General features: G+C 26.9%; 15 protein-coding genes. 2 read left to right on the top strand and 13 right to left on the bottom strand.

What is annotated here, in order from left to right; genetic code table 11:
* Position 1 precedes the first annotated feature (1 nt).
* Positions 2-1,378: an alpha-amylase family glycosyl hydrolase gene (locus GQX97_RS00600; protein WP_157150035.1), complete on the bottom strand. Its 1,377-nt coding sequence runs from the start codon at positions 1,376-1,378 to the stop codon at positions 2-4.
* 1,034 nt (positions 1,379-2,412) lie between these two features.
* On the opposite strand from GQX97_RS00600, the gene GQX97_RS00595 reads away from it, so the two are divergent.
* Positions 2,413-4,029: an AIPR family protein gene (locus GQX97_RS00595; RefSeq protein WP_157150034.1), complete on the top strand. Its 1,617-nt coding sequence runs from the start codon at positions 2,413-2,415 to the stop codon at positions 4,027-4,029.
* A 40-nt stretch (positions 4,030-4,069) separates the two neighbouring features.
* Here GQX97_RS00595 and GQX97_RS00590 read toward each other — a convergent pair whose 3' ends face one another.
* From GQX97_RS00590 to ileS, 12 genes are all read right to left on the bottom strand, one after another.
* Positions 4,070-4,831, bottom strand: a complete 762-nt coding sequence (locus GQX97_RS00590) for a TaqI-like C-terminal specificity domain-containing protein (protein ID WP_157150033.1) — start codon at positions 4,829-4,831, stop codon at positions 4,070-4,072.
* 65 nt (positions 4,832-4,896) lie between these two features.
* A complete protein-coding gene (locus GQX97_RS00585) occupies positions 4,897-5,457 on the bottom strand; it encodes an Eco57I restriction-modification methylase domain-containing protein (RefSeq protein ID WP_157150032.1) in 561 nt (186 codons plus the stop codon).
* A gap of 555 nt (positions 5,458-6,012) precedes the next feature.
* Entirely contained in the window at positions 6,013-6,531 is a 519-nt protein-coding gene (locus tag GQX97_RS00580) for a hypothetical protein (protein WP_157150031.1), read from the bottom strand.
* On the bottom strand, positions 6,518-7,426 hold the full coding sequence (locus GQX97_RS00575; protein ID WP_157150030.1) for a hypothetical protein: 909 nt from the start codon (positions 7,424-7,426) through the stop codon (positions 6,518-6,520). Before GQX97_RS00575 ends, GQX97_RS00580 begins: the two co-directional genes overlap by 14 nt.
* Positions 7,427-7,508: 82 nt before the next feature.
* Positions 7,509-8,651, bottom strand: a complete 1,143-nt coding sequence (locus GQX97_RS00570) for a TaqI-like C-terminal specificity domain-containing protein (RefSeq protein ID WP_157150029.1) — start codon at positions 8,649-8,651, stop codon at positions 7,509-7,511.
* Positions 8,652-9,601: 950 nt separating this feature from the next.
* Positions 9,602-10,876, bottom strand: coding sequence for an ImmA/IrrE family metallo-endopeptidase (locus GQX97_RS00565; RefSeq protein ID WP_157150028.1), 1,275 nt, complete (start codon positions 10,874-10,876; stop codon positions 9,602-9,604).
* A 21-nt stretch (positions 10,877-10,897) separates the two neighbouring features.
* On the bottom strand, positions 10,898-11,674 hold the full coding sequence (locus tag GQX97_RS00560) for an RES family NAD+ phosphorylase (RefSeq protein WP_157150027.1): 777 nt from the start codon (positions 11,672-11,674) through the stop codon (positions 10,898-10,900).
* Positions 11,675-14,638 carry an Eco57I restriction-modification methylase domain-containing protein gene (locus tag GQX97_RS00555; RefSeq protein WP_157150026.1) on the bottom strand — a complete coding sequence of 988 codons (2,964 nt, stop codon included), beginning with the start codon at positions 14,636-14,638 and terminating at the stop codon, positions 11,675-11,677.
* 255 nt (positions 14,639-14,893) lie between these two features.
* On the bottom strand, positions 14,894-15,859 hold the full coding sequence (locus tag GQX97_RS00550; protein ID WP_157150025.1) for a hypothetical protein: 966 nt from the start codon (positions 15,857-15,859) through the stop codon (positions 14,894-14,896).
* A gap of 27 nt (positions 15,860-15,886) precedes the next feature.
* Complete coding sequence (locus GQX97_RS00545) at positions 15,887-16,219, bottom strand: PadR family transcriptional regulator (protein WP_157150024.1); 333 nt, start codon at positions 16,217-16,219, stop codon at positions 15,887-15,889.
* 293 nt (positions 16,220-16,512) lie between these two features.
* Entirely contained in the window at positions 16,513-16,788 is a 276-nt protein-coding gene (locus GQX97_RS00540; protein WP_157150023.1) for a hypothetical protein, read from the bottom strand.
* Positions 16,789-16,968: 180 nt separating this feature from the next.
* Positions 16,969-19,740 carry an isoleucine--tRNA ligase gene (gene ileS / locus GQX97_RS00535; protein ID WP_157150022.1) on the bottom strand — a complete coding sequence of 924 codons (2,772 nt, stop codon included), beginning with the start codon at positions 19,738-19,740 and terminating at the stop codon, positions 16,969-16,971.
* 178 nt (positions 19,741-19,918) lie between these two features.
* On the opposite strand from ileS, the gene GQX97_RS00530 reads away from it, so the two are divergent.
* On the top strand, positions 19,919-22,336 hold the full coding sequence (locus tag GQX97_RS00530; RefSeq protein ID WP_157150021.1) for a hypothetical protein: 2,418 nt from the start codon (positions 19,919-19,921) through the stop codon (positions 22,334-22,336).
* The last annotated feature ends 131 nt before the right edge of the window (positions 22,337-22,467 follow it).

Raw genomic sequence — 22,467 nt, 5'->3', positions numbered from 1 at the left:
ATTAACCTTCTAAATTATAACTAATAGTCTTTACCACCTTAAATATCTTTAACTGATATGGTAAAAACTCCACTACTCCACTTTCAAAATTATTTACTCTATTATTAAATGATATATCTTCTATTATATTATATTTATCTATTTCCAAAGTTTCTTTATTACAACTTGTATTAACCACTATTAAAAGAGCTTCTTTTTCATCTAAACTATATTTATAAAAACGCTTTAGAGGTATTTTTTTCTCCTCTTTAGTATCTTCTATATTCTCATTATTTTGGTCATTTTGATTATTTTCTTCTTGTGAGTTTTCTAATTTCTTTTTAAGTTCCTCAATTAGCTTCTTCTCTTGCAAATCAATAGAAACTATTTTACCGCAATTAGCAAGTATATCATTATTTTTTATATAATTACTAATATTCTTTATAAACTCGCTTAAATCATAACTAATTTTCTCAAACTCATTGCCTTTAACAACATCGCATCTATTATAAAAACCGTATTCATCGCCCAAAGTTATCATCCACATATCGCAAACCATAGCTGTAAACAAAAATCTCTGCATCACTTCCCATATATTACCGTTATATTCATTAATAAGTCTTAAAGTATCATGATTACTAGGAAATGCTATTTGTTTAGTTTTCTCTCTTGCCAAATCATACTGCTCTATAAACCACTCAGACTCATAATCCCACCACTTTGCACTGCTTGCCACATAATCAAAACCAGCATCTATTAAAGTTAATGTGTCTTCCATAGAACAGCCCAAACTCTCAGCAAAAAATACTGTGTCTTTTTTATTAGTCTTAGCAATGTCAATAAGATATATCCATAAGTCTTTATTAACCTTGTATGCAGCATCGCATCTAAAACCGTCAAAACCTAAACTCAAATTATGAAGTATTAACTCCTTCCAATACTCCCAAATAGGATTTTCTTCTTCTTCAAGCTTTTCATTGTTGAAGCTCGCCAAATCTCCCCATTCAATCCATACTCCATTGTCCCAAGCACCCGGAGATTTTAATTTGCCTTCATCATCCAATAAATACCAATCCAAATGCTCATCAACTAATACACTATCCTTAGAAGAATGATTGATAACTAAATCTATCATCACCTTTATGTTTCTTTCTTTACAATACTTCAAAAAATCTTTTAATTCTTTTTCAGCAATATTAGCCTCAGAACTTGAAAAGAAATTCTCATTATATTTGTAATAATCTTTCGTAGCGTACAAACTTCCGCTAAACCCCGGATAAGTAATAGGATTTATATAAATCCATTCAAAGCCCATGCTTTTTATTCTATCAATATGACTATACCAATTCGAAATGTGCCCCAAAAGAGGAGGAAATAGATTGTAAATAGAAGTCTTCATGTATATATTATATAAAATTAATACAAAAATACAACTAATAATAATTATTATTTAAGAAAAAATGCGTATTTTTGCTTATAACTTCACATTCGGTAATAATAAACCGCCACGCCCCAGCCCACCTAACCCCAACGCTAACACTCACCCCAACGCCGCCGCCGAACTAAAAAACGAGTGGTAAAAAAAAATTTTTAAATTTTGTATTCCTACCCTAACCCGCCCTTTAAAGTTAAACAGAATTTTTTAACATAATAAGCCTAGAAAGAGTAAATTTTTTAAAAAAAGAATGAAGAAAGGAAATGCTCAAAAGCTAACAAAAAATTTTAAAAATTTATATTCCCACCCGCCCACTCTATATAGTTAAACAAATTTTTTAAAATAATAAGCCGAGGGATAGGAATTTTTTTAATAAAAGTAGTAATAATTTATCGTCTCAAGCTACTCGCCTAGCTAACTACTCGCCTAGCTAACTACTCGCCTAGCTAACTACTCGCCTAGCTAACTACTCGCCGTAGGGGCACTCCGCACGTCATAGTTTTATAGCGTATAGTATGTACTAGTGTGCGGTTCATAGCAAGTTATGGCACGAATAGGATACAACCTCACGCATAGACCATAACCACAGCACTAACCTAACCCCAACGCTAACACTCACCCCAACGCCGCCCCTGAACTAAAAAGCTGAAGATTAAGAAAAAATTTTAAAATTTTGTATTCCCACCCTAACCCGCCCTTTAAAGTTAAACAGAATTTTTTAAGGAAATAAGCCTATAAGAAGGAAATTTTTTAATAAAAGTATTAATAATTTATCGTCTCAAGCTACTCGCCTAGCTAACTACTCGCCTAGCTAACTACTCGCCGTAGTGGCTTTCCGCACGGCATAGCTTTAGAGTGTAGAATATGTAACAGTGTGCGGTTCATTATCGCATATTAGGAAAAAAATAAAAAATACCAACTATAGTTCTATTGAAAAATTAATATTATAATTTACAATTTTACTGCAAACAAAATAGAAAATGGAGGTTAAATCTTTTATGAATAGATTAGAAAATGAAATTTTAAAAAAACATTTAATAGAATTGAGTAATAGAAAAGAAATTAAAAATTTTTTAGAACAAAGAAAAATAAAAGGAGAAAATATAATTCCATATTGTTTCAATATATACACTCTACAAAATTATATAGGAAATTACTCTATAGAAATATTAAATGATATAACAGACGGTCCAAATGATAATAATATAGATATTTTTTATATAGATGATGATGATAATGACGATATAATCATAAATTTATTTCAAGTTAAATATCATAAAGATCAAAATTTATCATCAACCATAGGATCAAGAGATATAAATGATTTTTTAAATAGTATAAAAAAAATATTTATTGATAAAAAATTAAATAGTGTAAATTTTAATGATTTCCTTTTAAAAAAATACAAACAATTTGAAGATTTACCTATTGAAAAACTACATTTTAATTTATATCTTGTTACAAATGGTAGCGATATAACAGATTTAGATAAAATTAAATTATCAGAATTTCAGGAAGAACATTCTAATTTATTTGAAGTAAATGTAATAACAGAATCAGAATTTTTCTTAAATAATAATAAATTAACCAATAAAACACACATTTTAAATTTAAATAACAAAGATTGTATAACTATAAATACAGGTATATTATCATATATAGTTAATGTCAATACATATGAAATTTGTAAGTTATACTCAGAAATAGGAGATAACATTTTAAATAAAAATATAAGAAAATTGTTAAAAACAAGTTTAAATAAAGAAATAGAAAAAAGTATAATAAATGACCCTGAAATGTTTTGGTATAAAAATAATGGAATATCTATTATATGCAAAAGAGCTGAGAAAAAAACTTTAAAAGGCCAAACAATTATGGAATTAGAAGATCCATATATAGTGAATGGAGGACAAACAAGCAAAATACTATATAATATTTTTAAAAAAGATGAAACAAATGAAATATTTGTAACTTCTTTTATTTTATTGAGAATATATCAAACAACAGATGATCAAAAAATAGAACAAATAGTAACAGGAACAAATAATCAAAACAAAATTACAATGTTTGATTTGAAATCAAATATAAAAAATTTAAAAACATTAAAAGAATATTTTGAAATTAAAAATATATCATTAATAATTGAAAGAAATTCTGAAGAAAAATTATTAGAAAAAAACATAGTATCTGAGAAATTATTGCAAATATATTGTTCTATATATATGGATATACCTCATGATGCTAAAAGAGCAAAAAATTATTTAGTTAATAAATACTATTCTGAAGTATATAAAAGAGATGATATATATGATGATTTATTAATATCTTTTTATATTTATGATTGTATAATTGAAAAATATCAAAATTCAAATTATGCACATGTTCCACATTCTTTATATTCAATTTTATTTTTAATGACAAAAATATCACCAGAACTAAAAAAAAGTTTTAATGAAAATAAAACTATGGAAACATTTAATATTGCTATGGAAAAAATTAATGATATAATAGAAAAATACAGAAAAGACAATGGAAAAACTTTTACATATACTAATTTCTTTAAATCTCAAAAATCTACAGAAATAATATTAGATTATATTGGATTAGTTAAATAATATTATAATATGGGGTATTAATCCCCATATTATAATAAAATTACTCCCCCTCAATAATTTTAATCTCTTCCGCATCTAACCCGTACAAAGAATAAACAATTTTATCAATAGCGGCATCAACGGCTTGTATGCGAGTACTAAGCATTTCTATAGTGTTAGGGTTCTTTTCGGAGGATAACTTTTTGTTTAAATCAATGATATTGTCAACGAGATTAACTAATTTATTTTCAGTATCCTTATCAGGCTCTGGGATTGGAACATTTTCAATAAATGCAGGTATCCACCTAATACCAACACCGCTAAAATTTGTAGCAACTGAAAACATATAATATTTAAATAATTTAGAATTCAATATTGATAATATATATTTTAATTTATTTAAATCATTATCATTTATTGTTAACATATGTGCTGAAACTGTTATATAATATCCTTCTGTATCTAACATAAATGTTTGATATTTTGAAGTCTGTTTCCATACAATTTTAGGTTTTTCAAATTCTAATAAATAAGCACAATTTCTATGATTGTATGGTGTATATCCCATATCAGACCTATCAAAAAAACTTTTATTATTAGTTGTATGTCCACCTTTTCTTTTCATAACTCCTTTTTTAATTTCTTCTACAGAATTATCAATATATGTTTTTATATCTTTATAATTATTAATATCTATTGGAGGTATATTTTCTGATTTAACGCCATTATGTGTATTTATTAAATACTTATTATTAAAGTTAATTCTATATTTTAATAAAGAATCATCTACTAATACAGGCTTTATAATTTCAGAATTTTTCACATCTTTTTTAATTAATTCTTCTCTAGTATTATCATCTATAATAAAGATTTCATTAAACCCTGTTTTTATTCCTGAAAAAGATTAACATTCCAATCTTTTAAAGGTTTATGTTTAATTATTTTTTCAAAAATACTATTTTCAAGATTATTCATTATTACCCATTCTTTATCGTGATTAGCTATAACTATATCATTTTTAAATTCTAAATCTTTAAGATTTACTAAATCATCATAAAATTTAATAGCCTTAAATTCTCTTGGTTCATTAATTTTTATTTCATCATCTTTTTTTGAATATAATATTATACTCGTATCAACTGTAGCACCTTTAAATCTTCCTGCTCCCAAATCTATAACACCATTAACATTTGCATTCCTATAAAAATAATCTCTCGTAACAGCACCATATCCTGCACGCATCCATTTATTAGAAGTTATCATTCCAACAATTCCGCCAATTTTTAAAACATCTAAACCTTTCTCAAAAAATAACTGATAAATATCCCCTGATAAAACATAATTTTTATAATTAGCTTCTTTGTAACCTTCTTTAAGTTCTTTTTCCATACCTTGAATTTGAACATACGGAGGATTACCAATAACAACATCAAATCCGCCTGATTTCACTACTCGCCGTAGGGGCACTCCGCACGGCATGGCTTTAACCTATTGCATATGTACTAGTGTGCGGTTCATAGCAAGTTATGGCACGAATAAACGACAGCACTAACCTAACCCTAGCACCTGCCATAACCCCAACGCTAACACTCACCCCAACGCCGCCCCTGAACTAAAAAGCTGAAGATTAAGAAAAAATTTTAAAATTTTGTATTCCCGCCCACCCACCCTATATAGTTAAACAAATTTTTTTAAATAATAAGCCTATAAGTATGAATTTTTTTAATAAAAGTATTAATAATTTATCGGCCAACCTACTCGCCTAGCTAACTACTCGCCGTAGGGGCATTCCGCACGACATAGCTTTGAACTAAAGAAGATGTAACAGTGTGCGGTTCATTATCGCATATTAGGCAAAAATAGACTATAACGCCCACCTAACCCCAGTACCAACCTAACTACTCGTCTAGCCACACTTTTTAAACTCACAATCGAGCGTTTTATTATCCAACCATTTTAACATAAAATATGCATATAGATTAAGGAATTATTATGAAATAATATTCATTCTTGTAAGTTTGATTTTTTTAATATCTCTTGTTCATTCATCAAATTAATTTTTAATTCTATTTTTTTATCATAAGTATATTTAAATATTAAAATCAATATTAATAATACTATTAATAAACCTGATATACAAAAAGAGTTCCAAACAACAGACAATTTAATTTTAAAAAACATATTGACATAATAATTTTTATCTATATTTACTACTATAGAAAAAATAAAAATTAATATAGCTATAAAAAAGAATAAAATCATTTTATCTCTTATATCTTTTAATCCATCATTCATTTTTTTTAAAACATAAATATTTTTAATACTATCTATATCAAAACTTATAAGTAAACTAAAACCTACTGAAAAAATGATAGTTATACTTGTAAATAACATATTATTAACATTCGTAAAATTATCTTTATCAAGAAAATTTATAAATGATAAATTTGATAGTATAATAAATAAAGTAGAAGTGAGTATAACAGCAATAATATATTTTAATATTAATTTAATAATTTTCATTTTCAATATCTTCCATATAATTAATCATCTCATTTAACAATTCTTCTTCATTAGGCATTCCGTTTTCGACATATTCACTAATTTCAACAATTCTTTTTTCTGTTAATGTATCACCTGTTATTTGTGAACCATTATTATTTTCTATAATAAGATTTTCAGGATTAAGCACTCTAAAACTTTTTTGAATCTCATTTAAATTTTTCTTTATTTTCAAAACAATTTCTATGTCAAAAGTTTTTTTTATTTCTTCAATTGAAATACTACTATTTGGAAATATTTCTTTAACTAGAGATTCATTCACATTATCCAAAACTTTTATAATATTACCATCTTTTTTATTATTAGTATTAATATTTTTTTTTATATATCTCTCAGATAGCTTTATATTTTTTATTTTACTAAGATTATAATTTTCATTTGATTTAGATATTTTCTGAATTAATGGAGATACAGAATATTCTAAAAACTCATTCTGTATAAAATGATTAATATAATGAAAAAATGATTGATTATATCTTTTTCCATTTGTAATTATAACTTTATTTTTCTTAACATAAAAATTATATATATCACTTATTTGTTTTCTTTTATCTATTTCTAAGTCTTTAGTTATTATTTTATCTTCTTTTTCCATATTTAAAGTAGAAATATCTTTTACTAAATTATTCTTTATAATCATTATTGAACCAAATATAAATTTATCATTCATTTTATAATCAGATATAACCATAGATGTATCCAACTCTTCATTATATACAACTCTATTAACTAATCTTTTTCTATTTTCAGAATATAATTCTTTACTAAAAATATTAAAAAATTCTATGGCTGAATCAGTACAAACGGATAAAAGTTCTTTAGGTTCTACAAGGTATGTATATAATTGAATTTTCATAAAAAATAATCCATATTAAACTTATTATATAATTATAAAAAAAATATAAAAATTATCAACCAACTATAATACATTTTAAAATTTAATCACCCTCAATAACCCTAATCTCCTCATCAGTCAAATTGTACAAAGAATAAACAATTTTATCAATAGCGGCATCAACGGCTTGTATTCGAGTATTAAGCATTTCTATAGTGTTGGGGTTCTTTTCGGAGGATAACTTTTTGTTTAAATCAATGATATTGTCAACGAGATTAACTAACTTACTTTCAGTATCTTTATCAACTTCTGGAATTGGTAAAGTTTCTATATACATGGCTAGCATTCTTATACCTGAGCTACCTAAAGTCATATTATTTTTAGTAAAAAACCACCAATACAATTTTGAATTTAATAAACCTAATAATAATTTTAAACTATAATTTTTACTTACCATTATATAAGCTGTATTATTAATAAAAGAATTATCTTCATCTAAAGAATATGAAGCCTGTTGACATATCTCTTGATAAATTATTTTAGGTTTATCAAATTCTAGTAAATATGCACAATTTCTTAAATTATAAGGAGTTATACCTTTATCTAATCTTTTTGATAATTCTTTATAATATTTATCCAAATGTTTTTTTATAGCGGGATAATCTTTTATATCAATAGGAGCTATATCTTTTTCTTTTATACCATTATGTGTATTAATTAGATACAATCCATTATCATAATTACAAGAATATCTTTTTATATCTCTTCCTCTTAATACAGGTTTAATTATCTCTGCACTTTTAGCATCTTCTTTTATAAGATTATTTTTTGTTTCTTCATCAATAATAAATGCTTCATTAAATCCTGTTAAAATTCCCCTATAAATATTAATATCCCAATCTTTTAAAGGCTTATGTTTATTTATTTTTTCAAAAATACCATTTTCAAGATTATTCATTATTACCCATTCTTTATCGTGATGTGCAATAACTCTGTCATCTCCAAATTTTATATTATTAAGCTCTGATAAGTCATTATAAAATTTAATAGCCTTAAATTCTCTAGGTTCATTAATTTTTATTTCATCATCTTTTTTTGAATATAATATTATACTCGTATCAACTGTAGCACCTTGAAATCTTCCTGCCCCCAAATCTATAACACCATTAACATTTGCATTCCTATAAAAATAATCTCTTGTAATCGCACCATATCCTGCACGCATCCACTTATTAGAAGTTATCATTCCAACACTACTCGCCGTAGGGGCTTTCCGCACGGCATAGTTTTATAGCGTATAGTATGTACTAGTGTGCGGTTCATAGCAAGTTATGGCACGAATAAACGACAGCACTAACCTAACCCCAACGCTAACCTAACCCCAACGCTAACCTAACCACAGCACCAACCCCAACGCTAACACTCACCCCACCGCCGCCCCCGAATTAAAAAAATGAAGGGGTAAGAAAAATTTTTAAAATTTTGTATTCCCACCCTAACCCACCCTTTAAAGTTAAACAGAATTTTTTAGGGAAATAAGCCCAGAAAGATGAATTTTTTTGGAGTAGTAATAATTTATCGTCTCAAGCTACTCGCCTAGCTAACGCACTTCCTACGGTCGCCCTAAAGGCCTCCCTCCGGTCGGGGGCACTCCGCTACTCGCCGTAGGGGCTTTCCGCACGGCATAGCTTTAACCTATTGCGTATATAATAGTGTGCGGTTCATAGCAAGTTAGGACACTAATAGACCATAACGCCCACCTCACCACAGCACTAACCTAACCCTAGCACCAACCTAACCCCAACGCTAACACTCACCCCAACGCCACCGCCGAACTAAAAAAATGAAGGGTAATAAAAAATTTTAAAATTTTGAGTTCCCGCCCGCCCACCCTATATAGTTAAACAAATTTTTTTAAATAATAAGCCGAGGGATAGGAAATTTTTTAAGAAAAGTAGTAATAATTTATCGTCTCAAGCTACTCGCCTAGCTAACTACTCGCCTAGCTGTAGCAGTATTCGCCATACGGGCTTTCCGCACGCCATAGCTTTGAACTAGAGAAGATGTACCAGTGTGCGGTTCACTACTCGCCGTAGGGGCTTTCCGCACGGCATAGTTTTATAACGTATAGTATGTACTAGTGTGCGGTTCATTATCGCATATTAGAATAAAACTTTTATTACAATTTTTCTATAATTATATATATAAATTATTATTAATATAACAGTAACTTTTATAAACCATATCTATAAAATAATCTTCTACAGAAAAAATATTATTCATTTTTTTAGTAAAAATTGACTTATCTAAATCTAATATTTGATTTTTCATTAATTTAATAATGGCAACTTGTTTTGAAACATTAAAATTATGTCCAATATATTCAACTAATAATTTAGCTCTATTTTTATTAATTTTTTGGTTATCTAAAAATAAGTAATCTTCTACAATAAAATACTGTTTTTTAAAATTATTCCATTGTGCTTCAAGACATAAGTTATTAATTAATAAATTAGAAGCAAATAGATTGGCTTGTATTTCCATTCTTTTATTTATGTTTCTAGGTATAATATCACTTTCAAATATTATATCTGTAACTTTATCTTCAAAAAAATCTATATATTTTTCTAGGTAACTTCTATGCAATATAAAATGACCTATTTCATGTGCAAAAGTAAATCTCCATCTTGGATCATCATATTCTAATTTATTAGATATAAATATTTTTGATTTTTTCATAGAAATAAACCCTAATATACTTCCGTCTAAACAAGAATTAAATTCACATTTTAATCCAAATCTACTATCAATAAATTTTATTAGTTTTTCTGTATTTAATCTATCAGAACTATATATATCTAAATAATTAAAATTATTATTTATAATATCTATTATTTTTAATTCTTCCATATATGGAATTTTTATTTTTGAATAATTTATATAATCATTATCAATAATCTTTAGTGCTAATAGTAATTCGTACAAACTATAATATACATAATTATCTTCTTTTCTTTTGAAAATTAAATCGTCATTTTCGTTAATAATAGCTAAATCAATTTTAAATTTTTTTGCTATTTGTATAGCTTCTTTGGCAAAACCTTTATTAGATACTAAAATACCTTTTTGAGCAGTTGAATTAGTAATAAGAGTATTAAAATTTTCTATATATGTAGAAGATATTTTCCTAGTATGGTTTTTACATTCTATAACTATCATACTAGCATGTTTTATATTTTCTCCTTTTTCAGCACGCTCTCTTTCATCTACAGTATTATACATTTTTATTACAATATCAAATTTTATATTTCTATAATTGTTATCTTCTTTTTTACATACATATTTATGTAATAAAATACATTTTCTGGAATCAACATAATATTTATCTCCATCAATATAACTCTTAAATATTCTTAATACCTTTTTTTCAAAATCTTCTCCTTTTTTAGTCGTACTCTCTAAATTATCCATAAATAAACCTTATATAAAATATTATTCTTTATCATATGTAGAGAAAAATATTTTAAAAAAACATTCCATATCTGAACAACTTATATCCATATCTTCTAATAAATATAATTTTGAGTCTATGAACTCACAATTATTTTCATGATTAAATAAAGTTATATTTATTCCAGCATTATCAAGAGAACTATTAAATCTAATCCCATCAAATTTTTTGTTTTTTAATAATTCAGCAATATATTGTGTTGGAACATAATCTGTTTTATCTCCAAAGTTAGGAATAGAAAAAGCATAATTTAATGATTGCAATTCAGGAACATTTTTTAATTTTTCATTTAAATTTGAAATATCAAATAGTTTTAAATCTTTTAATATTTTTATTCGAGCAACACTAATCCTATTTTTTATAATAGGACGTATTTCTTTAATACTTGTTTTGGCATCTTGTGATAGATATAAATAACTAATTTTTTCTGGATTTGCTCTACCTGCTCCAATAATATTTTTATCTTTAGGAGCTAAAGAATTTTCTGCATCATATCCTGATAAATAACCATTTTTAATGAAACAATTTATATCTATAGGTAATCTATATATTCTACTACGATATAAAATAGTTCCTTTTTCTAATATATATTGATGATTTTTTAATTCTTTTTTTAATTTAGTAATAATTTTATGCTTTGGAAAAAATCTATTATTATAAGTAATTTCATTTTTAAATGAATAAAAATCATTAGCTATGTCAGAAAAATATAACATTTTTTCTAAAGATTGTTTTTTTATTACATCTTCATCTTCCATTTAATTACCCTCAATAACTCTAATCTCCTCATCAGTCAAATTGTACAAAGAATAAACAATTTTATCAATAGCGGCATCAACGGCTTGTATACGAGTATTGAGCATTTCTATAGTGTTTGGGTTCTTTTCGGAGGATAACTTTTTGTTTAAATCAATGATATTGTCAACGAGATTAACTAACTTATCTTCAGTATCTTTATCAGGTTCTGGAATTGGTATTATCTCAACATACTGATTTGAAAGTCTAAAACCTGTTTGACCATATTCATGCACATTATGTCTAATCCAAAAATATACTAAATTACTATTCAATACGCCCAATATATAATATGCTTTTTCTCTTGAATTTAGTCCACTAATAAAAGCCATACTATCAAGTATATATTCTCCTTCATTTGAAACTACAAATTTATTTCTATCTGTTATACGCTGCCAAACTATATTTATATTTGAAAAACTAGATAAATAAGCACAATTTCTTAAATTATAAGGAGTTATACCTTTATCCTGTCTTTTTTCTAATTGTTTATAATATTTGTCCAAATGTTTTTTTATAGCTGGATAATCTTTTATATTAATAGGCGGTATATTTTTTTCTTTTATACCATTATGAGTATTAATTAAATATGAAGTATAAGATGAATAATATCTTTTTATATCTCTTCCTCTTAACACAGGTTTGATTAACTCGGCACTTTTAGAATCTTCATTTATAAGATTATTTTTTGTTTCTTCATCAATAATAAATGCTTCATTAAATCCTGTTAAAACTCCTCTATAAATATTAATATCCCAATCTTTTAAAGGTTTATGTTTATTTATTTTTTCAAAAATACTATTTTCAATATTATTCATTATAAGCCATTCTTTATCTTTATCTGCTATGATAATCTCATTTTTAAATTGTATATTATTAAGCTCTGATAAATCATCATAAAATTTAATAGCCTTAAATTCTCTAGGTTCATTAATTTTTATTTCATTATCTTTTTTTGAATATAATATTATACTTGTATCAACTGTAGCACCTTGAAATCTTCCGCCACCTAAATCTATAACACCATTAACATTTACATTCCTATAAAAATAATCTCTTGTAATTGCACCATATCCCGCACGCATCCATTTATTAGAAGTTATCATTCCAACAATTCCGCCTACTTTAAGTACATTTAAACTTTTTTCAAAAAATAACTGATAAATGTCCCCTGTAGAAATATAATTTTTATAATTAGCTTCTTTATATCCTTCTTTAAGTTCTCTTTCCATACCTTGAATTTGAACATACGGAGGATTACCAATAACAACATCAAATCCGCCTGATTTCATTATGTCCCTAAATTTTAAATTCCAATCAAAGCAGTTAATTTTATATAAAGTGTCATCGTCCAAATCTAAATGACTTTCATAAAAATCATTGCCTATCAAACTGTTCCCGCACTTGATGTTGTCCTCCAATGACGGTAAAGCCCGCTCATTAAATAAATCCTGATTGTTCTGTATTGACGCTGGGCTCTCCCCCTCCAAACATTTCATTAGTAGCGATAATTTCGTTACCTCTACCGCATTGCTGTCTATGTCCACACCAAATATGTTGTTGCGTAATATCTGCTTCTTTATCCAAATTGTTAAATCCCCATTCTCCTTTATTACATCTTCTTTCACCCCCTTAAACTTCGCCCTGTCCTTTATCTTGTTGTAATATTCTATATGATAATTAAGTAAATATTTATACGCCCCAAGTAAAAAACTGCCGCTACCGCAAGCAGGGTCCAATATCTTTATATTGGCTATCTCCTCTGGCTTCTTACCCTTTATCGCCTCCCCAACCGTATTCGCTACTATATAATCTACTATATACTCTGGTGTATAATAAACCCCTCCTGCCTTACGCACCTCTGGTTTTAATTCTATCTTTGCACTATGGTTCTTACCTATAGTGATAGTTTTGCCGAGAAACTGCTCATAAGCATTCCCTATTATCTCAACCGATATCACAGAAAACTCATAAGGACTCAAAGGATAATAAAGCTCATTAATAATCTCTTTTATCACCTTATTATCAATCACAATACTGCTGCTAATACTGTCTTTAGAGAAATCAAACAGCCCGGAATTATACCTACCGTCTGCATGTTCAAAGATTTTTAATAGATTGCTGTAAAAATTGTCATTTTTGTTTTGGCAAGTTTTTTTCAAATCGCCATACTCTTCGATACCTCTGTCCTCAGCGGCCCTCAAAAATATAATCCTGTCAATAATCTGCTGCACTGCATAATTCAAATCACGTACAGATAAATCTTTGTTTAATTTAGAAATATTAGAAGCGAGTTTAGTACGTAGATTGTCAAGTGTGATTAAGAAATCTATATCAACGCTTTCAGTACCTTTTTTGTTAGAAGTCCCTGCTATATACTTTTCAAGGGAGCCCTGTTCAATCCTCTCTTTATTGAGTATCTCATAAAGGAAATCAAATTTTTTTAAATAATCCTCAAAATGAATATACTCAATTCTTGCCGTTGATGCCTTATCATTAACACTAGGTTTTCTAGTGCAATCATAAACGGCAAGCTCCTCGAAATCAGTGAGAAAACTAATCCCGAGCTTTGCACTCCAGCCATACCTCCTAAGCTGGAAAGCAGGTAAACTGTCCTCTTTAAGATTAACACCGGGCTTTTTCGCCTCCACAAAGAAAACCCTATTCCCCCCAATACGAAACGCATAATCAGGAGCCTTAGTTTCCTTCCCCACTTTCACCTTATCCTCATGAATTACATCACGATAAGTCTGCGATTTACACGCTCTATTAGAAACGTCCCAACCGAACGCCTCAAAGAACGGATCCAAAAAATCCCTTCTAGTCTCCGTTTCATTATAATTTTTGTTAGTATATTGTTCTCTGTTATTTCTAAACTTAATAACAAGCTCTTCAACTTTTTTATAAACTTCATCTTTGCTATACATAAAATAATCTCCCAATTAGTTATATAAGAAAACATTAATCAAAAAAACCTTGATTGTAAAAAACAATTTTTTTATTTTTACATAGTATAAGTAATTTTTTTTAATTATTCAATGAAAGAGACAATTTTTTATTTATCATTTTTTAGAAAAGATTCTACTACTAATAACTATATTATAAAACTGCAACAAAATAAAAGGACAGCCAGTAAACACCAGCTACCCTTTATACCATATTTATATATATAAATTTTGATTTTAACAGTTACGCTTAAATTTTAATATCTTATCAATACTATCCAAAATCAATGCAAGTAATATCATAAAAAAACAAAACATTTGAAAATTACTAAATATAGATAAAATAAAATTATTACTTGCATTTTTTATTAAAGAATCAATAAATACTTCATTTATTAAATTATAATTAAAAAACCATATAAAAGAAATAACAGCAGAAAATATATTAATAGCTATAAATAATATTGTATTTCTCATATTATAACTATTATCAACTATCTTTATTATCTCTCTAAATATCAATAAAACAATAAAAAATACAGCAAATAAATATGATGATTTTATAATATCAATATTAAATAAATTTATAAACTTCCCATCTATATTAAAACTAAATATACTTGGAGATAAAATAAATAAACTTAAAAATATCACCGCAAATAATATTGATAATAAAGAAAAATATTTATTTGTTTTTATATTATTATTTGGAAGTTTTGGCAATTTATCAAAATCAATATCATCATCAAAAAAATTAATATTAAACTTATATATAAAAATAAATATTAAAGTAACAAAAGAAAAAGATAATATAGATGCCAATATTATATTGCTAAAAAATTTTGATACAGTTTGATTTTGAATATTAATAAGGCAAGACAACCCTGTTCCAAAAATAGTAGATATTAAAACAATCTTTAATATATCTTTATAATAATTATAATAAGGCTGACCTATTAAGCATTTGTCTGAAGAATTATCATATTTTTCATAAAGCTTATTAGGACTTCCCAATTCCATTAAAATAATCTTTGCATCTTTTAACGTTATTTCTTTATCATTATATCTTTCATCTATTGTATCATAAATTAATGTCTTTAATTCATCAGCAACATCATTTTTAATTTTTAAAGACATTTTCTTTGTAACAGCATAAATATATCTTTCTATTAAATCATTTACATCTTTACTAAGTTCTTTCATAATTTTTCCTTTAATTTTTTAATTTAATTATTTTTCAAGAATTTTGTTTACGGCATTAGAATACTCTTTCCAATGTTCTTTAGATTTTTCTAATACTTTCAGCCCATCTTTTGTTATTAAATAATATTTTCTAGGCTTCTCTTCATTTGTTTTCCATTCACTTTTTAAAAGCCCCTGATTTTCTAATCTTCTTAAAAGCGGATATAAAGTATTAGACTCTATTGTTATACCATTTTCTTTTAATTTACTTATTAAGCTGTAGCCATATTCTTCATTTTTAAGCTGACTTAATACAACCATTATTAAAGTACCCCTCCTCAATTCTTGCACCAAACTAGAAATTAAATCATCATTATTCAATCGCCGCTCCTTATTATTTAATACGCTATACTGTGTTATACACAGTATAGTACAACATATATATAGAATTGTCAAGTGAAAAGATAATTATTTTTTAATATTATTTAAAAGAATATAATAAAGATTATTAGCAACAAAAAAGTACAGCTAGCAAATACTAACTGCACTATTTTATTTACATTGTAATAAAATATTTATTACTTATATATAAATTTTAATTTAATAATTTATGTTAAATTTTAATAATCAATAAAAGAATTGATAATAAATAATTTCCTAGTACAAAAATATATTTACTGATTAAGTCTAAGCAAATCTATTTCTTCTACATTCATAGGTGATTGGTTATAAATATGATTACATTCTTTGCACAAAGGCACTATGTATATTGTATCATGTGAATAATTGGGGTAAACATGTGCTCCAACTTCAGCATCATTATTACATGCTAAATTAGAACACTTTTGAAATTTTCTCCCTTTTTTATATTCCCAATATTCTTTCCAAGTATCATAACCGCTTGGAGGATTTTCATTTGAAGTTCCTATTTTATTATATACTGTCATCATTATAACTCCTTTTTAATTATTAAATTATAATAATATAATGATTTATTTAAACCTCTTATAGTTCCATTTTACTACTATCAATAATTAAATATTATATTTTAATAAATTTATAAATAAAAAAGAGCAGCCATTACAGCCGCCCTTTTATAATATTTAAATATTAATTTATTTTTGTATTTTTTATTTCACTGCCTCAGCACATCTAGTACATAACTCTTTATGCTCGCTGTCTGAGCCTACACTGTCATAATGTCCCCAACAACGTACGCATTTTTCATGACTAGCTTTATCTGTCTTAACAAAAGAAACTCCGCCCTCTATAAATGTGTCGTCTTTGCTGTCAGAAAGTGTTACTTTACTTACAATGAATATCTCGTTTAAATATTTTTCATATTTAGTAAGCAAGTCTTTAGTTGATGATTCTTTAGTGCATATTGTTATATAAGCCTCTAAAGATTTTCCTATTGTGCTGTTATCTCTAGCTCTTTCAAGTGATAATAACACATCATCGCGTACTTTAAGAATTGAAGCCCACTCATTTTCTAACTCTAAATCAATTAAACTCTCATCAGCTTTAGGATATAATTCTAAATGTACAGAAGAAGCATTTTCTCCTTTGTAGTATCCCCAAACCTCATCGGTTGTGAAAGGAAGCACAGGAGCTATTAATTTTACTAATACATCTAATATCTCAACAAGCACAGTCTGAGCACTTCTTCTTGAGAGAGAATCTTTTCTATCACAGTATAATCTGTCTTTTATAATATCAAAGTAAGTAGCAGAAAGCTCAACAACACAGTAATTTATAAGTCTTTGATAGAATAAATGGAACTCATAACCATCGCAAGCCTTCTCAGCAACCTTTATAAAACTATTAAGTCTTGATAAAGCATATCTGTCTACAGGAAGCAAATCTTTAACTTCAATCTTTTCTTTACTGTAATCAAAATCAGAAATATTGCCTAACAAATATCTGAAAGTATTTCTTATTTTTCTGTAATTGTCAGCAATAGCCTTCATCATATTATCGCCAACACGAGCATTATGAGTGAAGTCTTCACTTATACACCAAAGTCTTAATATATCAGCACCATATTTGTCAATAACTTCTAAAGGTGAAACAACATTACCAGCACTTTTATGCATAGCTCTGCCCTGCTCGTCTAAAGTCCAACCATGAGTGATAAGCTCTTTATATGGAGGTATTCCTCTTATAGCCATAGAAGGCCAAATTGCAGCTTGGAACCAACCTCTGTATTGGTCGCCTCCCTCTAAATATATATCAACAGGGAAAACTCCGTCCAAATCTTTGTTAGTTTTTTGTGAAGCAAAAGATGATACCCCAGAATCAAACCAAACATCCAAAATATCTTCTTCTTTGTCAAAATCACAGCTTCCGCATTCACATTTAGTGCCTTCAGGAAGTAAATCTTTAGCCTCTAATTCAAACCAAACATCCATTCCCTTAGTTTTTACTATTTCAGCAAAATGTCTTGTAGATTCTGCAGTAAGTAAAGTTTTTCCGCAGTTTTTACAATAGAATGCAGGTATAGGAACTCCCCAAGAACGCTGTCTTGATAAACACCAGTCAGGACGATTCTCAAGCATTTTTTTCATTCTCTCATGTCCCCAAGCTGGATACCATTTTATATTATCTAAAGATTTAACTGTTCTTTCATCTATCTTATCATGTGTCATATTCATAAACCACTGAGAAGTAGCTCTAAATATTAACGGATTCTTACATCTCCAACAAATAGGATAACTGTGAGTAACTTTCTCTTTGTAGAATAATGAACCATTGTTTTCAAGTATCTCTACTACTTTAGGATTAGCATCTCTTACTTTCATACCCTGCATCTCAGGAAACTCGCTTGTATATCTTCCTGCTTTATCAACAGGACAATATATTTCAAGCCCATAATTCATACCTGTCTGATAGTCTTCCATACCATGACCGGGAGCAGTATGAACAACACCAGTACCAGCAGTAGCCTCAACATAATCAGCAAATACAACAGCAGATTTTCTGTCTTTTATAAATGGATGAGCTATTTCAAGTTTTTCAATCTCTTCCATAGATATAGGAATAATATCTCTTCCCTCTGATTTCATGTCTTTTTTACCAAGAACAGTATCAACTAAAGAAGTTGTCATTATTGCATATCTTCCGTCTATCTCAACAGCCACATACTCTAAATCTCTATTGAAAGCACAAGCCATATTTGAAGGCAATGTCCAAGGAGTAGTAGTCCATATCATAACATCAACATTGCCGTTTAACTTATCATTGATTTTATTTAATACAGGAAATCTTACATACACACTTGTAGAAGTATGATTCTCATCATATTCTATTTCAGCAGCAGCCAAAGCAGTTTCACAGTCCATACACCAGTGAATAGTTCTTAAGCCTTTATATATGTAGCCTTTCTCTACTAACTGTGCAAATACTTCAACTATCTCAGATTCATATTCAGGAGACATTGTAAGATAAGGATTTTCCCAATCTCCCATTACACCAAGTCTTTTGAACTCTTTTCTTTGAATGTCAATATATTTCTGAGCATAAGCACGGCATTTTTTTCTCATTATAAATTTAGAAGTTTCTTTATATTTATCTCCTAAACTCTCTTGTACCTTTAACTCTATAGGCATACCATGACAATCCCAACCCGGAACATAAGGAGAATCAAATCCCTTAGCAGATTTATATCTCACAATAATATCTTTAATAATTTTATTTAATGATGTTCCAATATGAATGTCTCCATTCGCATAAGGCGGTCCATCATGTAAAATACATTTAGGAGCACCTTTTCTTAATTCTCTAAGCTTTTGATAAAGTTTTTCTTCTTCCCATTTTTTTATTATTTTGGGCTCTTTTTCCTTCAAACCAGCTTTCATAGGAAAAGCGGTTTTAGGCAAATTGATAGTAGAACTATAATCCATCTTATTTTTTGCTCCATTTTTTTTATTTCTATTAAAGATATTCAATTTTATATTATAAGCTAATTTTTTACAAGGTTTGTAAATTAATAATTTTTATTTGAGAAAAATATAAAAAACATTGCAAAAAAATTTACATATTATATTATGTAAATAGGTTTTATAAATATTGGGAATTATTATGAATTTAAACGATTTGAATGATAATGAAAAAGAGTATTACAACGATATACTTGATGCGATGAATTTGGGTGTTATAGAAAATGATATGAAAGAACATCTTAAAGAATCAAAAATTGATAATAAAATATCCAATGATAGGGCAAAAGAGTTAGAGAAATTAGCAAGAGATGAACAAATTAATTCTATAGAAGAACTAGAAAATGATGAAGAGAGAAGATATTATAAAGAATATATAAAAATGATGGAAGACGGAATTATATCCGACAGCGAGAGAATCAATTTAAATAACAAGAAAAATAGATTATCTATAAGCGATGATAGAGCAGAGAAAATAGAAAATTTATACAAAAAAAATAATAAAATAACAAAATATAAAGATAAAGAAATTTCTATAAGCGAAAAAGATATTATTAGCAGCAATAAAACTTCTCCTGAAGTTAAAGAAACAGAAATAGTTGAAAAAGATAAAGAGATGGGATTTTTTAAAAGATGGAAATATCTTAATAAAACTAAATTCCTTTTTTTTCATATATTTAATTTACTTATTATATTAGCATTTGAAACATATTTTTTTATAAGATTAAAAGGCACATTTAATAATCCTAAACCAGTACCTACAACTTCGTTTGAAAAGTTCGCAGACTTTATAAAAACACGTATTTCTACTATTTATACTATGATAATACCAGATGGAATACAAACTGGATTACAAATGATAGATGATGTTATTTTTAATATAATATTAGCGGCATTACTATTAGTACTTTTAATAGTATTATTCATATTATATACCTATTCTTCAAGAGTACTTTCAGTTATGGTTTCAAAAACTAAATCTCAAGTAGATTTTTTTTATAGATTTATGGCCATATTAATACCTGTGTCTATATCTCTAACTATGATTCTTTTTACAGAATGGGATCATATGAGTGATAGAATAGCTATTTCAAAATTTAAAAAAGAAAATACTAAGCTAATAAAAAATGAAGAGTATTTAAAAGTATTTGATAGAAATAACCATATAGAAAACAATTTAGCACTTATATATAAAAGCAGATATCAGCCTACAAAAACTGAAGAGTTTGACAGATTAATAAGCAGTATGACTAATTCGTTTGAAAAAAGAAATAAATTAGAAATGAATAACACTAATTTTTCTTATATAATGGGAAACCTAGTGCCTGTTTATAATCAATCTATAAGAAATCTGCCTCAATATGCACAAACTTATAACAAAATAATAGGAAATACTGTATCTAATTCATTTAAAAATCGTATAAATTATTTAATAGAAAAAACAAATTATATAGGTGCTTATATTACTATTTCAAGCATACCAAATATTAATATAATAAGTGAGAAAGAATATTTAAATAATTTTAGGCAAGCAGAATATCAAACTCTTTTAGAAAATATAATAAATAATTTTGAAGTTATAATAAATGAAGAAATGAATATTAATAATTATAATTTATTATATATAGAATTTATTTTCGTATTTGATAAAACTTTGGGAATAAATCAAAATTTTTGGTATAAACTAAAAAACACAGATATTAATAAAACTTTTGAAAACTTAGGAACTAAAGCTGGAGAATCAGTACATTCTGCAATTCAAGGCTTTAAAAATTTTTTGGGTGCTGCTAAAGGCGAAGAAAGAAATCTATATGAAGATAAAGATATATTTGTATTTGATGCAGAAGATATCTATTTTGATGAAATTGGTAAAAAAATTATGATTCAAAGAATGGACGAATTAAGAAAAAGACTTGATATAAAGAGAGATAGATATTTACTTGATTTGTACCACAGCTTGCTAAATAACTCAATGACTATAGAAGAAATTGAAAAAGCAATCCCTACAATAGTTCATTATTCTGAAGCAAAAAAAGATAATGTTAAAACCTATTATGAATATTGGAATAATATACGCCATAAACAAGAGCTTGAATTGGATCAGCTTAAATTTGAACTTCCATACAGAGAAAAATTAAACGCTCTGAAATCAGAATATGATAATTTACTTGAAAAAGATATTGATTACACTAATTATATATATGTACGTAATTTAAAAAATGAAATATCTTATTATTATAACAATTTGAGTGATACTCAATATCGTACAGATTTATCAAATAGCATAAAAATTAATGATTATGAATTAGATAAAAAAAGACATGAATATTTAAAAAAATTATCTAATCAGCTTAAAGAAGATATTGAAAATAAAAGAATAGAAAGGAAAGAAGCTTTAGAGAAATCTTATAAGATAGTTCATTATTCTGATGTTAAAATAGATAAAGATGGTTTAATTGGTCTTTTACCGTCTTTTTTAGGTGGAGATACAACGTATTATAAATATTGGAATAATATTAGAAAAGATTTAATTAATAAAATAGAAAAAGAATTTAATTAATCCCTAATCATTTAATAAATATTTATAGTGTTTTTGGTTTAATATTTTATAATTAGCGTTATTTTTTAATTGAACTTTTGCAAAAATCAATAAAGCCCATGAAACCCATTTTGTAATTTTTTAATATTTAA

This window comes from Brachyspira sp. SAP_772 (assembly GCF_009755885.1).
Lineage (GTDB): Bacteria > Spirochaetota > Brachyspiria > Brachyspirales > Brachyspiraceae > Brachyspira.
This window is presented reverse-complemented; position numbering and strand designations above follow the sequence as displayed.